General features: G+C 73.5%; 12 protein-coding genes and 1 pseudogene. 8 read left to right on the top strand and 5 right to left on the bottom strand.

The genetic code is table 11. The features are described 5' to 3' along the window. Window positions 1-10: 10 nt before the first annotated feature. From VQ02_RS29155 to VQ02_RS29160, 3 genes are all read left to right on the top strand, one after another. Complete coding sequence (locus VQ02_RS29155) at window positions 11-5,431, top strand: apolipoprotein A-IV repeat region-like domain-containing protein (RefSeq protein ID WP_083469517.1); 5,421 nt, start codon at window positions 11-13, stop codon at window positions 5,429-5,431. Between the two features lie 107 nt (window positions 5,432-5,538). After that, window positions 5,539-5,682: a hypothetical protein gene (locus VQ02_RS37670; RefSeq protein ID WP_157080860.1), complete on the top strand. Its 144-nt coding sequence runs from the start codon at window positions 5,539-5,541 to the stop codon at window positions 5,680-5,682. Window positions 5,683-6,067: 385 nt separating this feature from the next. After that, the gene (locus tag VQ02_RS29160; RefSeq protein ID WP_048447753.1) at window positions 6,068-7,765 is read left to right on the top strand and encodes a methyl-accepting chemotaxis protein; all 1,698 of its coding nucleotides are present in this window, start codon (window positions 6,068-6,070) and stop codon (window positions 7,763-7,765) included. Between the two features lie 196 nt (window positions 7,766-7,961). Here VQ02_RS29160 and VQ02_RS29165 read toward each other — a convergent pair whose 3' ends face one another. Beyond that, complete coding sequence (locus VQ02_RS29165) at window positions 7,962-8,402, bottom strand: DUF1489 family protein (RefSeq protein ID WP_048447754.1); 441 nt, start codon at window positions 8,400-8,402, stop codon at window positions 7,962-7,964. Window positions 8,403-8,501: 99 nt separating this feature from the next. Then, window positions 8,502-9,398 carry a hypothetical protein gene (locus VQ02_RS29170; protein WP_048447755.1) on the bottom strand — a complete coding sequence of 299 codons (897 nt, stop codon included), beginning with the start codon at window positions 9,396-9,398 and terminating at the stop codon, window positions 8,502-8,504. Window positions 9,399-9,578: 180 nt separating this feature from the next. Here VQ02_RS29170 and VQ02_RS29175 point away from each other — a divergent pair, with 180 nt between their 5' ends. From VQ02_RS29175 to VQ02_RS29195, 5 genes are all read left to right on the top strand, one after another. Next, window positions 9,579-10,745, top strand: a complete 1,167-nt coding sequence (locus tag VQ02_RS29175; RefSeq protein WP_048447756.1) for an MFS transporter — start codon at window positions 9,579-9,581, stop codon at window positions 10,743-10,745. 93 nt (window positions 10,746-10,838) lie between these two features. After that, window positions 10,839-11,978, top strand: a complete 1,140-nt coding sequence (locus VQ02_RS29180) for an MlaE family ABC transporter permease (protein WP_048447761.1) — start codon at window positions 10,839-10,841, stop codon at window positions 11,976-11,978. 18 nt (window positions 11,979-11,996) lie between these two features. After that, window positions 11,997-12,857, top strand: coding sequence for an ABC transporter ATP-binding protein (locus tag VQ02_RS29185; protein ID WP_245239890.1), 861 nt, complete (start codon window positions 11,997-11,999; stop codon window positions 12,855-12,857). A gap of 140 nt (window positions 12,858-12,997) precedes the next feature. Continuing rightward, complete coding sequence (locus tag VQ02_RS29190) at window positions 12,998-14,077, top strand: MlaD family protein (protein ID WP_048447757.1); 1,080 nt, start codon at window positions 12,998-13,000, stop codon at window positions 14,075-14,077. A gap of 134 nt (window positions 14,078-14,211) precedes the next feature. Beyond that, on the top strand, window positions 14,212-14,817 hold the full coding sequence (locus tag VQ02_RS29195) for an ABC-type transport auxiliary lipoprotein family protein (protein ID WP_048447758.1): 606 nt from the start codon (window positions 14,212-14,214) through the stop codon (window positions 14,815-14,817). Window positions 14,818-15,106: 289 nt separating this feature from the next. Here VQ02_RS29195 and VQ02_RS29200 read toward each other — a convergent pair whose 3' ends face one another. From VQ02_RS29200 to VQ02_RS29210, 3 genes and pseudogenes are all read right to left on the bottom strand, one after another. After that, on the bottom strand, window positions 15,107-15,727 hold the full coding sequence (locus VQ02_RS29200) for a helix-turn-helix domain-containing protein (RefSeq protein ID WP_048447759.1): 621 nt from the start codon (window positions 15,725-15,727) through the stop codon (window positions 15,107-15,109). Between the two features lie 137 nt (window positions 15,728-15,864). Beyond that, the gene (thiD, locus tag VQ02_RS29205; RefSeq protein WP_048447760.1) at window positions 15,865-16,665 is read right to left on the bottom strand and encodes a bifunctional hydroxymethylpyrimidine kinase/phosphomethylpyrimidine kinase; all 801 of its coding nucleotides are present in this window, start codon (window positions 16,663-16,665) and stop codon (window positions 15,865-15,867) included. Window positions 16,666-16,693: 28 nt separating this feature from the next. After that, a pseudogene (locus VQ02_RS29210) lies at window positions 16,694-16,999 on the bottom strand (thiamine phosphate synthase); the annotation flags it as partial. Between the last annotated feature and the right edge of the window lie 114 nt (window positions 17,000-17,113).

Genomic DNA, 17,113 nt, shown 5'->3' on the forward strand with positions numbered 1-17,113 from the left:
GGCGGCGGAGGTGCTGCGTCGCGCGGCCGAGACGGCGACGGGCGCGGTCGGTGCGCGCACGGCGGAGAGCGTGGAGGCGTTCCGGCAGGGTGCCGAGGAGGCGACGGGCGCGCTGCAGGCGCGACTGGCGGAAGCGGCGTCGTCCTTTGCCCGTGTGGCGGAAGAGGCGGCGAGCCTGATCGGGACACGGGCGGGCGAGGCGGATGCGGCGCTGCACGGCGCGGTGGTCGGCCTGGCGGGCCGGGCCGAGGAGGCGGCGCTCGCCATCGGGCGCGCCGCCGAGACGGCCACCGGCACCCTCGACTCCCGCCTCGCCGAGGTCGGTGCTGCCTTCGACGGCCACGGCCGCGCGCTGACGGCGATGATCGGCCAGCACGCCGACGAGACCCAGACCCGCCTCGCCGCGGTCGGCCGCGACATCGTGGTAGCGGTGGCGAGCCAGGGCGCCCGGGTCAACGACGCCCTGGCGCAGACGGGCACGGCCCTGGCGAGCGCCGCGGAGAATGGCGGTCGCTCGATCGACGAGGTGCTGACCAACCGTCTCGCCGCCCTCCAGGACGCGATCGCCCGCGGCGACATCCTGGCCGACCGCATCTCCCGCGACACCCACCAGCTCACCGAGAGCGTCTCCGGCCGCCTCGAGGAGATGGACCGCCTCATCACCGTCCAGGGCCGCGCCGTGGCGGAGACCATCGCGGAGCGCACCCGCGAGGCCCGGGAGGCCGTCGAGGCCCAGCTCGGGGCGCTGGAGGACCGCTCGGCCAAGCGCACCGCCGAGATCGGCGCCACCTTCAGCACCATGGTGGCCCATGTCGACCAGCACATCGGCGCCCGCGCCACGGCGCTGAACGAGGCCCTGATCGTGCGGGCCGGCGAGATGGCCCGGGTGATGGCCGAGGGCGGCCGCGAGGTCGCCCAGGCCCTCGACACCCGCGCCGACGAACTGGCCCGCGCCATCACCGCCCGCAGCCAGGCGATGAGCGACGCCCTCACCGTCCGGGTCGGCGAGATCGGCGACGAGCTCGGCCGCCGCACCGAGGAGCTGACCCGCCACCTCGATGCCGGCGCCGCCCGCTTCGACGAGCGGGTGCTGGCCCGCCTCGAGGGCCTGAGCACCGCGCTGGAGGAGCGCGGCCGCATCGTCGACGAGACCTTCGGCGCCAAGGCCGAGGAGGCCCTGCGCCTGATCGAGAGCCGCACCCGCGGCCTCGACGAGGAGCTCGGCGCCCGCACCCGCGAACTCGTCGCCTTCGTGGAGAGCCACAGCGGCGAAGCGACCCGCGACCTCGGCGAGAAGGCCGAGGCGATCCGCGCCGCCTTCGAGGGGCGCACCGAGAGCCTCGCCCGCCTCGTCGACGAGCGCACCGCCGCGTTCGCCGCGGAGATCGACGAGCGCGGCCGGGCGATGTTCGGCGCGCTGGCCAGCCGAATGACCGAGCTGGCGCGGCTGTTCGACCGCGGCGGCACGGCGATGGCCGAGCTGCTCGACCGGCGCGGCGAGACCGTGCTCGCCGCCCTGCGCGGGACCGTCGAGGAGGCCGACCGGGTGCTGGCCGAGGGCTCGGGCCGCCTCGAGGCGGCGATGGGCGACCGCGGCACGGCCCTGGTCACGCTCCTCGACGAGCGCGAGGCCACGGTCGAGCGCCAGTTCGGCGAGCGGCTGAAGGCCCTCGGCAGCCTCGTCGACGAGCAGGCCGCGACCCTGCGCGGCCTCCTCGACAGCCAGTCCGAGGCGCTGCACGCCGGGCTCGATGCCCGGATCCGGGCCCTGCATGACCTCCTGGAGCAGCGTGCCGGGATGGTGAAGAGCCTCCTCGACGACCAGGCCGGGGCCCTCGGCGCCGTGCTGGACGACCGGGTCGGCACCCTGCGCGGCGTGCTCGCGGAGGGCGGCGACACCCTGGCGAGCACCCTGGAGGACCGCCTCGGCCGCGCGGTCGGCACCGTGGACGAGCGCACCCGCGCCCTCACGGGCCTGTTCGACGACCGCCTCGCCGCCCTCGACCACCTGGTGGAGAGCCGCGGCGCCGCCTTCGCGGAGGCCGTGGAGGCCCGCGCCCAGGCGCTGACCGACCTCATCGACGCCCGCACCGATGCCTTCGCCCGGGCGGCGGAGGCCGGGGGCACGAGCCTGTCGGGCCGGATCGCCGCGGCGCTCCGCGAACTCGACGGCCTGATCGAGGCCCGGGCCCAAGAACTCGAGGCCACCCTCGACCGGCGCGGCGAGACGATGGCGGGGCTGATCGCGTCCCGCGGCGACGAGGCCGCCGGCCTGCTCGAATCCCGCGTCGCCACCCTGGGCGAGGCGGTCTCGCGCAGCGCCGAGGCCGTCTCCGGCCTCCTCGCCGAGCGGCAGGCCGGCCTCGGCGACGCCCTCGACGGGCACCGGGCCGCCCTGGCCCAGGCCCTCACCGAGCGCGTCGAGGCCCTGGCGGCCCTGCTGCAGGAGCGCGAGGCGGCCATCGCCGGCACCCTGGAGCAGAGCGGCGGCAACCTGGTGCGCCTGATCGACGGCCGTCAGCGCGCGCTCGCCGAGCTGACCGGCGCCGGCGACACCCTGGCGCGGCGGGTGCAGGAGCGCATCGACGTGCTCGCGGCCACGATCAGCCGCGGCGGCGACGCCCTCGCGGGCCTGCTCGACTCCCGCAACGCCGACCTCGCCGAGACCTTCGACGGTCGCGGCGCGGCGCTCACCGCCCTGCTCGACCGGCGCGTCACCGAGCTGTCGGGTGCCCTCGAGCGCAGCCGCGCCGCCCTCGACGCGGTGATCGGCGGGCAGGTCGATGCCCTGGCGCGGCAGCTCGACGAGGGCGGCGCGGCGGTGGCCGAGCGCCTGCGGGCGAGCGTGGAGGGCCTCGGCGGCACCGTCGAGGAGCGCGCGGCGGCCTTCGGAATGCTGGTCGACGCCAAGGCGGCGGAGCTCGCCGCCCTGATGCAGGCCCGCACCGAGGCCCTGTCCGGCAGCGTCGACGAGCGCAGCGCCGCCTTCACGGCCCGAATCGACGGCCGGATGCGCGCCTTCGCGGCCCTGGTGGCGGCCCGCGGCGAGGCCCTGGCGGACGCCTTCGACGACCGCAGCGACGCCTACGCGGCCCTCGTCGACGCCCGCACGGCGGCGCTCACCGCCGCCCTCGACGAGCGCGTCGCCAGCCTTCACGGCGCCATGGACGAGCGCAGCGCGGCGCTCGCGGCGGCGGTGGACGAGCGCAGCGCCCAGCTGAGCTCGGGCTTCGACCGCCGCGCCGCGGCCTTCGCGGCGCTGATCGACCAGCGCAGCGCCACCCTCACCCGCGCCCTGGCGGAGACCGCTCGGGACCTGACCCAGGCGATTGACGGGCGCGGCGGCGAGATCACCCGCGGCCTCGCCGAGCGGGTCGAGACCCTGCGGCAGATCGTCGACGAGCGCGGCGGTGCCCTGTCGCAGCGGCTCGACGCGACGACCGCCTCCCTGCACCGGACCATCGACCAGCAGGGCAATGCCCTGGTGGCGGCGCTGGCGGCGAGTGGCGAGACGGTCGGCGGGCTCGACCGCCAGGTGGCGCAGCTGCGCGGCCTCGTCGAGGGCCCTGGCAGCGAGCTGGTCGCGGTCCTCGCCCAGCGCAGCGAGGCCCTGGAGCGGGCGGTGAGCGAGGGGATGGGCGGCGCCGTGGCGGCCCTGGCCGAGCGGGCCGACACCCTGGCGGCTCTCTCCGCGGAAGCGGCCGAGACCCTGCGCCGGGCGGCCGACCAGGGCGCGGCCCGGGCGGCCGAGGCCCTGAACCAAGTCAACCAGCGCCTCGGGGCCGACCTCGGCGGGCTGATCGGCCGCATCGAGGCCGCGAGCGGCGCCCTGCAGGAACTGATCGGCACGTCCGGCGACACCCTCTCGGCGATCGAGGGCGGCCTCTCCGGCCGCGTGCAGGAGATCCAGGCCGCCCTGGCCGAGATCGCCGCCGAGACCGGCCGGGCCTCCGACCGTGTCGCCGAGCAGGTCGGCGCGCTCCAGGGCGCCGCCACCGGCGCCCTGCGCCAGGCGGCGGGCCTCGCCGCCACCCTCGACGCCCGCGGCAAGGCGCTGACCGAGACCGCTCGCCAGCACATCGGCGATCTCACGGCCGCCGCCAGCGCGCTCGAGGGGACCGAGGGCCGCGTGACCGCCTCCCTCGGGGCGCGCCAGGCGGAGGTCGATACCCTGCTCGGCAGCATCGACGCCCGCTCGGCGGCGCTCGCCGCCGCCACGGAGGGCGTTGGGGCCCGGGTCGAGGCCACGCTCAAGACGATCGAGGCCCGCACCCAGGCCCTCGGCCGCGAGATCGAGGCCAGCGCCCGCCAGGCCGGCAGCGCCGTCACGGAGGCGTTCGAGCGCCTGCGCACCGGCACCGGCCAGGAGGGCGAGCGGGCGGCCGAGTCGGTCCGCCAGGCGGTGGCGGGCGCCTCGGGCGAGCTGCGCGAGGCCTTCGGCGACGCCGCCGAGCGGTTCCAGGGGACGGTGGACTCCATGCGCGCCATGGCGACCGAGATCCGCCGCACCCTGGAGGAGATCCGCGGCGACCTGCAGCGCGGCGTGGTCAGCATCCCGCAGGAGGCGCAGGACGCCACCGGCGAGATGCGCCGGGTGGTGGCCGAGCAGATCCGGGCCCTGAACGAGCTCTCGGCCCTGGTCTCGCGCTCGTCCCGCTCGGTCGACGTGGCGCTGCCCCGCGCCGCCGAGGCCGGCCGGCCCGCGCCGGCGGCGGCCCCTGCGCCGGTCGCCCCCGCGGCCGAGCGGCCGCAGGCGCCGTCTCAGCCGGCGAAGCCCGCGGCACCGGCGACGAAGCCGACCGCCCAGGCCTCCGGCCAGCCCGCTCCGGCGGCCGGCCCGGTCACGCAGGCCCCGACGCATCCGGTGCAGGGGCCGGCCCGCCCGGCACCGGCCCAAGGCGCGGCCCGCCCGGCCGCGGAGACACGGCGCGACGCTGTCATGCCCCGCGCCGGATCCGGCGGCTGGCTCTCCGACCTCCTCACCCGCGCCTCGCAGGAGGACGAGGAGGTGAAGCCCGCCGGGAAGGGCGACAAGGCCGGCAAGGGCACCGACAAGGGCGCCGAGCCCGCGGCGGAGCGGGCGGGCGCGGCGGCGATCGACTCGATCTCCAGCAACATCGCCCGGATGATCGAGCACGCGACCGCGGTGGACCTCTGGGAGCGCTACCGGCGCGGCGAGACGAACCTGTTCACCCGCCGCCTCTACACGGCGGAAGGGCAGCAGACCTTCGACGAGATCCGCCGCCGCTACCGCGCCGAGCCGGATTTCCGCCGCACCGTCGACCACTACGTGCGGGAGTTCGAGCGCCTGCTCGGCGAGGTCTCCCGCACCGACAAGGACCCGCGCCGGGCGAACGCCTACCTCACCTCGGAGAGCGGCAAGGTCTACACGATGCTGGCCCATGCCAGCGGGCGGTTCGAGGGGGCGTGAGCCCTCGGGGCGGATGAGCCCTTCAGCAGCGAGAACGGCCCTTCGGTCCCGCCGGACCGGGGGGCCGTTCTCGTTGGAGCCGAGCCGTTACGTTCACCATCCGGTAAGTGTCGCTGCCACCGCAGACGAGCCTGCGCGTCTTCGCGGTGCCGCTGACCACCGTCGACGATCCGGCCCAGGACGAGATGCGGATCCTCCTCGCCGCGCCGGTCCCGGCGCGGCCTGAGGTGGGGACCGCGGCGCTCCGATGATGCGAATGCTCGCGGCGGGAGTGGGCGGACGCTGAGAGGGACGGCACGACCGGGCGTCCGCCCCATCAACGAAGCTCTCGAGGCAATGACCAGCGAGCTTGACTGTGCAGGGATCTGATTTCGACCCCCTGCAGATCTCGCGAATGCCGGAACATGGCGGCATGCAACGTCTTGCGGCTCTACCCGACAAAAGCATCAAAGCGAAATTCCATTCTCGCGAAAAAATGCAACCTTTGATCCATATTATGACAAATTGCAACCGAAACTCGTTGCGCCGATTCCTCGCAGTGTTGGAATTTCCAAGTGCAGGGGTTTTTTAAGCTGCGATTAAGCACTGGAATGATGTCTTCCTTTTAGGCAATTCACCTCATTTTCAGGGGGTCAGATGCGATTTTTTCGTGACGCCAGGATGATCCTTAAGATTGCGTTACCGCTAGCCCTGACGCTACTGGTCAGCGTGGGCTTGATCACCTACGCGCGTTCCGTGATGCTTGGTTTGTCGGATCAGACCACCAAGATTGTTGAGGTCCAGGCGACGCGGCTGGACGCCCTCCTGCACATGCGTGGTGGCATCACCGAAGCTGCCCTCATGGATCGCAACATGCTGCTGGAAACCGATCCGCAGAAGAAGGGGCGGTTCAGGACGCTCCAGCAAGCCGCCATGGTCGAGGCGCGGGAGGCTGCCGATCGCCTCGTCAACCTGGCAGATACGCAGGAGCGGCGGGCCAACAACGCCGCCACCCGTCAGGCCGTCGAGAGCTACTTCACGATCCTCGAACGCGTCTACGAACTCGGCATGCGGCAGCAGGGTGAGGAGGCTTTCCGCATCGCTCGCGATGTCGGCATCCCCGCTCGGCTCAAGTTGAACGAGTGGATGCAGAGCCGGTCCAAGATCCAGGCCGAGGAACTGGCCGCCGCGAAGGTGCGGGCTGCTCAAGATGCGGCGAGTGCCACCTCCATGCTGATCGGCCTCGCGACGGCCGGCCTGCTGGCTGCCATCACTCTTGCCGGTCTCACTATCGTGTTCGCTGTGACCCGCCCGCTTCGGAACCTGGTCGATGTCCTGCAACGGATGGCGCGCGGGGACATCGAGGCCGAGATCAAGGAGGCCGCGCGCGGAGATGAGATCGGCGCGGTCGGTCGGGCTGTCGAGGGCATCAAGACCATGGTGACCCGCAAGGCCGCGGAGGAAGCCGAGGTGCGGCGGCGTACCGACGAGGCCGCGGCCGCCGAGCGCAAGCACACGATGATGGAACTGGCCGACGGCTTCGAGGCGGCGGTGGGCGGGATCGTGGGCTTGGTCTCGTCCTCGGCCACCGAGTTGCAGGCGACCGCCCAGCAGATGACCGCTACGGCGACCGAGACGGCCAGCCAGTCGACGACGGTCGCCGCGGCGGCCGAGCAGGCTTCGTCCAACGTCAACACCGTCGCTTCGGCTGCCGAGGAGCTGGGCGCCTCCGTGCGAGAGATCGGTCGACAGGTCTCCGGTTCTTCCGATCTGGCCCAGGTGGCTGTGGGTGAGGCGGACCAGACCGCGTTGCAGGTGCATGAACTGAGCAAGGCTGTCACCAAGGTCGGAGACGTCGTGCAGCTCATCTCCACCATCGCAGCCCAGACCAACCTGCTCGCCCTCAACGCGACGATCGAGGCCGCCCGCGCGGGCGAGGCGGGCCGCGGCTTCGCGGTGGTGGCCGCCGAGGTGAAGGAGTTGGCCAATCAGACCGCCCGGGCCACAGACGAGATCGCCAGCCAGATCGGGCACATTCAGGGCGCAACGGAGCAAGCTGTCAACGCGATCGGCTCGATCACGGGGCGCATCAAGCAGATCAACACCGTCGCGACGACGATCGCGGCCGCTGTCGAGGAGCAGGGTGCGGCGACGCAGGAGATCGTCCGCAACGTCACCCAGGCGTCGACCGGTACGATGGAGGTGACGCGCAACATCTCAGGTGTGGCACAAGCTTCCGAGGAAACGGGTGCTGCGGCCAACCAAGTGCTCGTGTCGGCATCTGAGCTATCTCGGCAGTCGGAACATCTCTCGGCTGAGGTCAAGCGCTTCCTTGCCACCGTACGCGCGGCGTGACCTCCCCCTGCTGACAGAAAACTCAGACCCCACCTTCTCAGGGAGGCGGGGTCTTCCTTTGTGCGATCTGGGTCAGCCGTGCTACCGGGCGACCGTCGTACCGACGGAGGACCTCTGCTTTTCTCCACCCTCGGCCGCCCTTCACACACACGGTCGGCCCGATCGAGGTTGGATCCCAAGCGTGCCAGCCTTCTCCTCAGAGCAGCCCCAGGGAGGCCAGCTCCCGCCGCATCGCCTCCGGCATCGCCGCGAGGTCGCCGGCGGCGTGGCGCGAGATGTCGCGCGGGGCGTCCGCGGCCGCGAGGTAGCGCCAGCCCTGGAACGGCCGGCAGGGCCGGGGCTCGACCGGCGTGACCGCCGGGTCGAGGACGAGGCGGCAGCGGCCGACGCCCTCGGCGTCGGTGAAGGGGCGGATTTCCAGGATGGGCTGGCGGCAGGCGATCAGGCCGCGGATCACCCAGTACAGCGAGCCGGTGCCGACGATCTCGTCGCCGCGCTTCGGCACCATGCGGGTGATGTGGGCCTGCTCGTGCGGGCGGCCCTGGCGCGCCGCCTCGGCCCGGCGGGCGGCGATCCACTCCTCGAGGTCGGCGATGGACTCGCAGCCGACGCAGAGCTTGAGGAGGTTCAGGGACATCGCGGCCGGGGGTGAGGGGTAAAGGGCGCAGGCTCCCTGCGGGGCGATCGTGGCGCCGCGAGGGCAGGCGCCGCGCCCCGATCCGGGCGATGCCGGTCCTCAGGTGAAGCGGGCGAGCTTCTCCTCGGGGGCGAGGTCGTCGATCTCCGCGAAGGCGTCCTCGAGCGCCACCGCCTCGTCGGCCTCCGCCGCCGTCTCCGCCGGGATCGGCACGAAGGCGAGGTCGTCGGCGAGGGCCGGCTCGACCAGGCGCAGCCGCGGCGACGGGGCCGGCTCCTCGCCCCGCGCCAGATCCATGCCCGTGTCCCGGCCCGTCTCCTGGCCCTTGCCCGTCGCCACGATCTGGTCGACGTCGTCCTGGTCGAGGGCGGTCTCCGGCACGCTGGCCCGGCTCTGGGGTTGGGCCGGCGGGTCGTCCTCGCTGGCCCAGATCTCGATCATCGCGGTGAGGCGCTGCTCGAGGTAGCGAAGGGTGTTGACGATGCGGCTGGTGCGCTGGGCCGTCAGGTCCTGGAACGAGCAGGCGGTGTAGATCTGCGTCGCGTTCTGGTCGAGGCGGTCGCAGATCCGGCTGTCGGCCCCGGTCTCCCGCAGGGTCCAGGCCACCTCCTGCACCTCCTCGGCCGCCTGCAGGATGTCGGAGGTGGCCCGCTCGGTGGTGCGCACGATGCCGTCGAGGGCTTCCGAGGCGGCGCCGAGCTGGCTCTGGTCCTGGTCGGGCGTGTGGATCGCGGCGATCTCGGACTTGGTGCGGCTGATCGCCTTGGCCATCTCGATCAGGTCGAAGCGCAGGCGCTCCATGCCGGGCGGCCCGCGCTCCGTCGTCACGGCGTTCTCGAGTCGGCCGATCGCCTGGAGCAGCACGTCGGTGTCGGCGTTGCGGTTGCGCCGGGCGTACTCGCCGAGAAACCAGCGCCCCCGCGCGGTCTCCAGCATCGCGCCCTCGATGACGTCGTACTCCTCCCGCGGCGTGGGGAGCGAAGGGGTCCCGACCATCTCACCTGCCCTGTCCTCGCCGGCCCGATCGGACGGATCGGCGGCGGCGCCCGAAGGCGTATTGTTTATAACACTTGACATCGCGGCGTTAACGGCGGCTTACGCCAGGCCCGCTCCGGGGCGGCTGATTCGCCCCGACCGCGAGGGCCCGACCCCGAGGATCCGACCCGAAGGGTTCGCGTGCCGCCTTCTCCGCCCTCTCCCCGCGACGGCCTGCGCCTCGCCCTCCTCTACGCGGCGGTGTTCGCCGGCATCGGCATCGCGATGCCGTTCCTGCCGCTCTGGCTCGCCGGCCTCGGCCTCGGGCCGGAGCTGATCGGGATGCTGGTGGCGCTGCCGATCCTGGTCAGGATCGTGGCGACCGCCCCGCTCGTCGGCCTGATCGACCGGGGCGTTCCGGCGCGCACGCTCATGGTCGCCGGCAGCCTCGGCCTGGCCGCCACCTACGCGCTGATGCCGGCGGCGGCGGCCCTCGGCTGGCCCGTGCTCGCCGGATTGGTCGTCCTCAATGCCGTCGCCGGGGCGGCCCTGGTGCCGTGCCTCGACTACCAGAGCCTCGCCGCCGTGCGCGCCCGGCCGGACCTCGACTATGCCCGCATCCGGCTCGGCGGCTCGCTCGGGTTCCTGGCCGCGAGCCTTCTGGGCGGCTGGCTCCTCGCCGTCGTCGGCACCGGCAGCGTCACGGGCTTCCTCGCCGGCCTGGAGCTCGCCTCGGCGGCGGGGGCCGCGCTTCTGCTGCGCCGGACCGACGGCGCCCGCCCGGGCCCCCGCGCGTCCCGGCGGGCGCCCCTGCCCGCCGCCCTGTGGCTCGCCATCGCGGCGGGCGCCGCGATCCAGGCGAGCCACGCCGCGGTCTACGCCTTCGGCAGCATCCACTGGGTCAGCCTCGGCCTGTCGCCGGCGGCCACCGGAATCGCCTGGGGCCTCGGCGTCGTCGCCGAGATCGCGTTCTTCGCCCTCGTGGGGCGCATCGCCTCCTTGCGCGACGCGCCGTTCCGCCTGCTCGGGCTCGGTGCCGCGGCTGCGCTCCTGCGCTGGGCCGGCCTCCTGGCGGCGGCGGGCCTGCCGGCCCTGGTGCTGCCGCTCCAGGTGCTGCACGGCCTCACCTTCGGCGCGACGCAGCTCGGCGCCATGGCGGCCCTGTCGCGCCTCGCCCCGGAGGGCGGGCGGGGCACCGCACAGGGGATCTACGCGGCGGCCGCGTCCCTCGCCTCGGCGACCGCCACCCTGGCGAGCGGAGCGGCGTACCGGGCCGGCGGAGGCTCCCTCGCCTTCGGGCTGATGCTCCCGGTGGCGGGCCTCGGCCTGGCCTTCACCCTGGCGGCGGCCCGGGCCGCGCGCCGGTGAGGCGCTGCACGCTCCGATGGTTTGCGAATTGTTAGCACGGCAGGGTATAGGACCGGCCCGAGGGGACATGTGGCGAACCAGGGAGGCCGGCCCGTGCCGACCGCACCCAGCACGCGGGGGGCCGACCCGGCCCGCGTCGCGCTCGAGCGCGTCCGCGAGGGCGTCGCTGCGCGCCTGACCGGGCGCTGGACCGCCGGTCAGGCGCCCGCCGTCGAGGCCGCGGCCGCCGAGATGCTGGCCGCCGGCGGCCCGCTCGTCATCGATCTCTCGGGCCTGTCCCGCCTCGACACCCTCGGCGCCTGGGTGCTCGAGCGCACCCGCGCCGATCTCGGCCCCGGCGCCGCCTACGCGGGGGCCGCGCCCGAGCACCTGATCCTCCTGCGCGAGGTCGCCTACCGCGAGGCCGCGCCGGCCACCCGCCGGCGGCGCTTCCGCCCCCTCGATCCCGTCGCGGGCCTCGGCGCCGGGGTGAGCAGCCTCGGCCGCGAGGGCCTGGCCGGGCTCGCTTTCCTGGGCGAGGTGGTGGCGGGCTGCCTGCGGGTGCTCGCCCGCCCGCGCAGCTTCCGCGGGCCGGCGCTCATCAACCAGGTCGAGCAGATCGCGCTTCGCGGCGCGCCGATCATCATGCTGATCTCGTTCCTGGTCGGCTGCATCGTCACCCAGCAGGGCATCATCCAGCTCCAGCGCTTCGGCGCCCAGAGCTACGTCGTCAACATGATCGGCATCCTGTCCCTGCGCGAGCTCGGGGTGCTCCTGACCTCGATCATGGTGGCGGGGCGCTCCGGCTCGGCTTTCACGGCGGAGATCGGCTCGATGCGCATGCGCGAGGAGGTCGACGCGCTGCGGGTGATGGGCCTCGACCCGATCGAGATCCTGATCGTCCCGCGCATCCTCGCCCTGATGCTGGCCCTGCCGATGCTCACCTTCCTGGCCGACCTCGCGGCGCTGGCCGGCGGCGCGCTCACCTCGCTGGCCTATGGCGGGCTCTCCCTCGAGGCCTTCGCGTTCCGGCTGCAGAACGCGATCGGGTTCCGGCACGTCGCCATCGGCTTGATCAAGGCGCCGTTCATGGCGCTCATCATCGGCATCATCGCCTCGGTCGAGGGCTTCATGGTCCAGGGCTCGGCCGAATCGCTCGGCCGCCACGTCACCGCCTCAGTCGTCAAGTCTATCTTCATGGTCATCGTCCTCGATGGACTCTTCGCGGTGTTCTTCGCGGCCATCGATTTCTGAGCGAGGCGAGACCGACCCTTGCCCAATCCCCTCCCCGCCCACCCTGCTGCGCCGGACCGCGACGCGATCATCCGCGTGCGCGACCTCGTGGTCGGCTTCGGCGACCGCACGGTGCTCAAGGGCCTCGACCTCGACATCCGCCGGGGCGAGATCCTCGGCTTCGTCGGGCCCTCGGGCCAGGGCAAGTCGGTGCTCACCCGCACCCTGCTCGGCCTCGTGCCCAAGCGCTCCGGCACCGTCGAGGTCTTCGGCGAGGACGTCGACCGGCTGACGCTCGCCCAGCGCCGGGTGATCGAGCGGCGCTGGGGCGTGCTCTTCCAGCAGGGCGCGCTGTTCTCGGCGCTGACCGTGAAGCAGAACATCCAGGTGCCGATGCGCGAGCACCTGAACCTCTCCGAGCGGCTGCTCGACGAGTTCGCCCGGCTCAAGATCGAGATGGTCGGCCTGAAGCCCGACGCCGCCGACAAGCTGCCCTCCGAGCTGTCCGGCGGCATGATCAAGCGGGCGGCGCTGGCCCGGGCGCTGGCCCTCGACCCGGAGGTGCTCTTCCTCGACGAGCCGACCTCCGGCCTCGACCCGATCGGCGCCGGCGAGTTCGACGAGCTGGTGGCGACGCTCCAGCGCACCCTCGGCCTCACCGTGTTCATGGTGACCCACGACCTCGACAGCCTCTACACCGCCTGCGACCGCATCGCGGCGCTCGGCGACGGCCAGATCATCGCCGAGGGGCCGATCGAGGCCATGCTGGCCTCCGACCATCCCTGGCTGCGCTCCTACTTCCACGGCAAGCGGGCCCGCTCCATCGTGGTCCCGCAGGCCTCCGGTCCCGGCGGTCCGGGCACCGTTTCATCCCGCGGCCTCGTGGAGGGCGTCGCCTGATGTGCGCTCCCGCACGAGACGGCCGCACCGCCTCGCTTAAGCTTGACGGGCTAGGCCGCACCCCTCGGGCCTGCCCCGGGGCGCCGCACGACGTCAGGCCTCCCGCCCCCGCCCCGCACGAGCACGGATACCGTTAAGGCATGGAAACCCGCGCCAACAACGTCCTGATCGGCGCCTTCACGCTGGCGGTGATCGCGCTGGGCTTCGCCTTCGCGTTCTGGCTGCGCGGCAGCGCGGCGAACCAGGCCCGCATGCCCGTCCGCATCGTGTTCTCGGGCGGCGTCGGCGGCCTCGCCAAGGGGGCGGCGGTCACCTTCAACGGCATCCGGGTCGGCGAGGCCACGGACGTGCACCTGCTGCCGCAGGACCCGCGCCGGGTGACGGCGATCATCGAGGTCAACCGCGGCACGCCGCTGCGCACCGACACCCGGGCCCGCCTCGACATGACGATGCTCACCGGCGTCGCCTCGATCGCTCTCGTCGGCGGCAGCGCCGAGGCGGCCCCCCTCGCGCCGACCGGCACCGACCCGGTCCCGACGATCTTCGCCGACGCCTCCGACATCCAGGACCTGATGGTCGCCGCCCGCACCATCGCGCAGCGCGCCGACGACATGCTGCAGCGCCTCGACCGGGTGGTCGCCGGCAACGAGGGCGCGATCAACCGCACGCTGGCCAATGTCGAGCGCTTCTCCAAGACCCTCGGCGACAGCGCGCCGGCCCTCGACGCCCTGACCAAGGCGGTGGATGGGCGCAAGCTGGCGAGCCTGATTGACAACGCCGACCGGTTCTCGGCGGCCCTCGCCGCCGCCTCCCCGGACGTCCAGGCCGGGCTGCACGACGCCAGGTCCCTCGCAGCCAAGCTCAACGCCTCCGCCGACCGGGTCGACGCGGTGCTGAAGGGCGCCGAGGGCTTCCTCGGCTCGGCCTCGGGCGAGACCGGCAAGAGCACCTTCGCGGAGGTGCGTGAGGCCGCGATCTCGATCCGCGAGGCCGGCCGGGCGTTCCGCACCATGTCGGAGAACCTCGACAAGCGCACCGCCACCCTGGCCCAGAGCGTCAGCCGCCTCAGCGGCGCCGGCCGGCGCGAGGTGCAGACCCTCTCGACCGACGGCCAGCGCACCCTCAACAGCCTGAACAGCGCCGTGCGCAACATCGAGCGCGACCCGTCCCAGGTGATCTTCGGCGGCAAGCCGTCGTTGCCCGAATACAACGGTCGCTGATCATGTTGCAGTGCGGCTCCGGCGCGGTTGCGTCAGACCGCGCGCCAGCGCGTTGTCCCATCCTATCTGGTCAAGCTTCCGGGCTCCGCCCGGCCCAGTCTCCCCGAGCGCCCGCTCCCGGTCATCCTGCCGCCATGCTCCTCAAGGCCTCCCTCCCGCGCTCCGCCCGCCGGTCCGGCCCGATCCTCGCCGCTGGCTTAGGCCTGCTCGTCGGCGCCTGCGGCGGCGCCGTGCCGACGACCTTCGACCTCACCGCGCTGCCGGGGGCGGCCCGCAGCGGCGCGGCCCGGCGCTCGATCGTGGTGACGGAGCCGGCCGGGCTTCAGCCCTTCGAGGCCGACCGGATCATCGTGCGCGAGCCCGGCGGCGCCGTGTCTTATCTCGGCGGCGGCCAGTGGGCCGACCGGCTGCCCCGTCTGATCCAGACCCGCCTGATCCAGAGCCTCGAGAACGCCAACCGGCTGAAGTCGGTGAGCCGGCCCGGCGACAAGGTCGCGGCCGACACGGTGCTGATCACCGACATCCGCGCCTTCGACATCAACGCCGGCAGCCGCGAGGCCGTGGTCGACCTCTCGGCCAAGCTGGTTCAGGAGGGCACCGGCACGGTCCTGGCCGCCAAGGTGTTCCAGGCCCGGGTGCCGGTCGGGGCGGTGAGTGCGCCGGTCGCGGCGAACGGCCTCGATCGGGCGCTGTCGCTGGTGCTCGCCGACATCGTGCGGTGGATCAACGCCGGGGGGTGACGGCGAAGGAGCGGCGGGGGACGGGCCGCGTCGCGGATCGCCCTGTCGATGCCCGGTGACGAGCTGCTCTGGACCGTGATGGCGCACCGCGGCGCCGGGAACGGCTTGCGGCCCTGGTTCCGGACGGGAGCCGCTCTCAGGCCTAAACCCGTGCCGGCCTGACAGGCGCAGAGGCCGGCGAGGTTCAGACCGATGTCGTTATGCCTGCGCCGGAGACCGGATCAGCTTCCCGTTCGACACGGTCCATGTCGACGTCACGATGGACCGGGCCGCCTGAGGCCTCAGGCCCTCACTCCATCACCGCCGCCTTCATGATCACCACCATCATGGCGCGGCCGGTCCCCTCGCCGATGCAGCGCACGGTGTGCGGCCGGTCGCAGCGGTAGCGCAGGGTCTCGCCGGCCCGGGCCCGCTGCACCGCGCCGGCCACGTCGACCTCGAACTCGCCCTCGGTGACCGACAGGCACTCGACCGAGCCGCGCTGGTGGGCGTCGGAATCGAGCACACCGCCAGGATCGGCGGAGAGGTCGTACCATTGCAGCCACTCGACGGTCTTGATCCAGCCGATGATCGCCAGTCGCATCCGGCCGTCGTCGGAGACCAGGATCGGCGTGTCGGCCCGGGACGACTTCTCGATGAACGGTTCCTCGTCGCCGGTGGCGAGCACCCGCTCGATCGAGACGTCGAGGGCCTGGCTCAGGCGCCAGATCGTCGCCAGCGTCGGATTGGTCTCGTTGCGCTCGATCTGGCTGATGATCGACTTCGCGACGCCCGACTGCTCGGCCAGCTCAGAGAGCGACAGGTTGTAGGCCTTGCGCAGGCGCTGAATGGTCTTGCCGAGCTGCCCCGACAGCACCTGCGCCCCGCTCACCAGGTCCTTGGTGCGTTCCCGCCCCCGCTCGACACCCATCGCCCGCCCTTGAACCCCGCTGGATCACTGCGCAGCGTTCCGCATTCCGAACGCCCGTACGCTCCATCAAACGCAATCGCGAGGGGTGCGCAAGGGTTCATGCGGCCGCGCGGGCCGATTCCGGCGGGATTCCGAGGTCAGCGCCACCAGCCATGGAAGTGGTGGACCGGGCCGTTGCCGTGCCCGACCCGGAGCTGCCCGGAGGCGGCAAGCGCCGCGCTCAGGTAGGCCTTGGCTCCCTCGACGGCCTCCGGCAGGGGAAGGCCGCGGGCGAGCCCGGCGGCGATCGCCGCCGACAGGGTGCAGCCGGTGCCGTGGGTGTTGCGGGTCTCGATCCGCGGGCCGGCGAGGCGAAGGACGGAATCGCCAGGGCCGACCAGGAGGTCGACGCTCTCGGGGCCGCTGGCGTGGCCGCCCTTCATCAGCACCGCCCGGGGTCCCAGGGCGAGGAGGCGCCGGCCCTGATCCAGCATCGCGGCCTCGTCCGCAGCAGTTCCCTCCCCCAGCAGCGCTGCCGCCTCGGGCAGATTCGGGGTCAGCACCGCGGCGCGGGGCAGGAGGTCGCGGCGCAGGGCCTCGACGGCGTCGTCGGCGAGCAGCCGGTCGCCGCTCGTCGCCACCATGACGGGATCGAGCACCACGGGCAGGCCGGGGGCGTGGCGGGCGAGCCCCTCGGCCACCGCGGCGATCACCGGGGCGCGGGCGAGCATCCCGATCTTCACCGCCGCGACGGCGAGATCGGAGAAGACGCTCTCGATCTGGCGGGCGACGAAGTCCGGCGGGACGTCGTGGATCGCCTGCACGCCCCTGGTGTTCTGGGCGGTCAGGGCGGTCAGCACGCTGGCGCCGTAGACGCCGAGCGCCGAGAAGGTCTTGAGGTCGGCCTGGATGCCCGCGCCGCCGCCCGAGTCCGAGCCCGCGATCGTGACGGCGATCATGCCCGGTCTCCGACCGCGCGAGGCCCGATCATGCGGAGCCCCTCGCCGCCAGGGCGCCGTCGACCACCGCGCGCAGGTCGCGCGCCCGCGCCTCGACGTCGCGGCCGGTGCCGAACAGGGCCGAGATCAGCGCGATCCCGTCCGCTCCCGCGCCGATCGTCGCGGCGGCGTTGCTGCGGTCGATCCCGGCGATCGCCCCGAGGGGGAGCCCTGCGCCCCGGGCGAGGCGGGCCCGGAACACGATGCGGTTGAGCCCGCCGAGGCCGACCGGCGGGGGCGGGGGGGGTCTTGTTGTGGGGGGGAAAAAGCCGCCCGTGGCGGGGGAGGGCACCGGGGGGGGGGGGAGGTCGGCGGGCCGGGGGGGGGGGGTTCTGGGGGGGAACGCGAGAGCGCGCCGCGGGGGGGGGGGGGGTTGGGGGGGCGGGGGGGGGGGGCCCCCGGGCGGGGG

The sequence above is a fragment of the Methylobacterium variabile genome (genome assembly GCF_001043975.1).
Classification (GTDB): domain Bacteria; phylum Pseudomonadota; class Alphaproteobacteria; order Rhizobiales; family Beijerinckiaceae; genus Methylobacterium; species Methylobacterium variabile.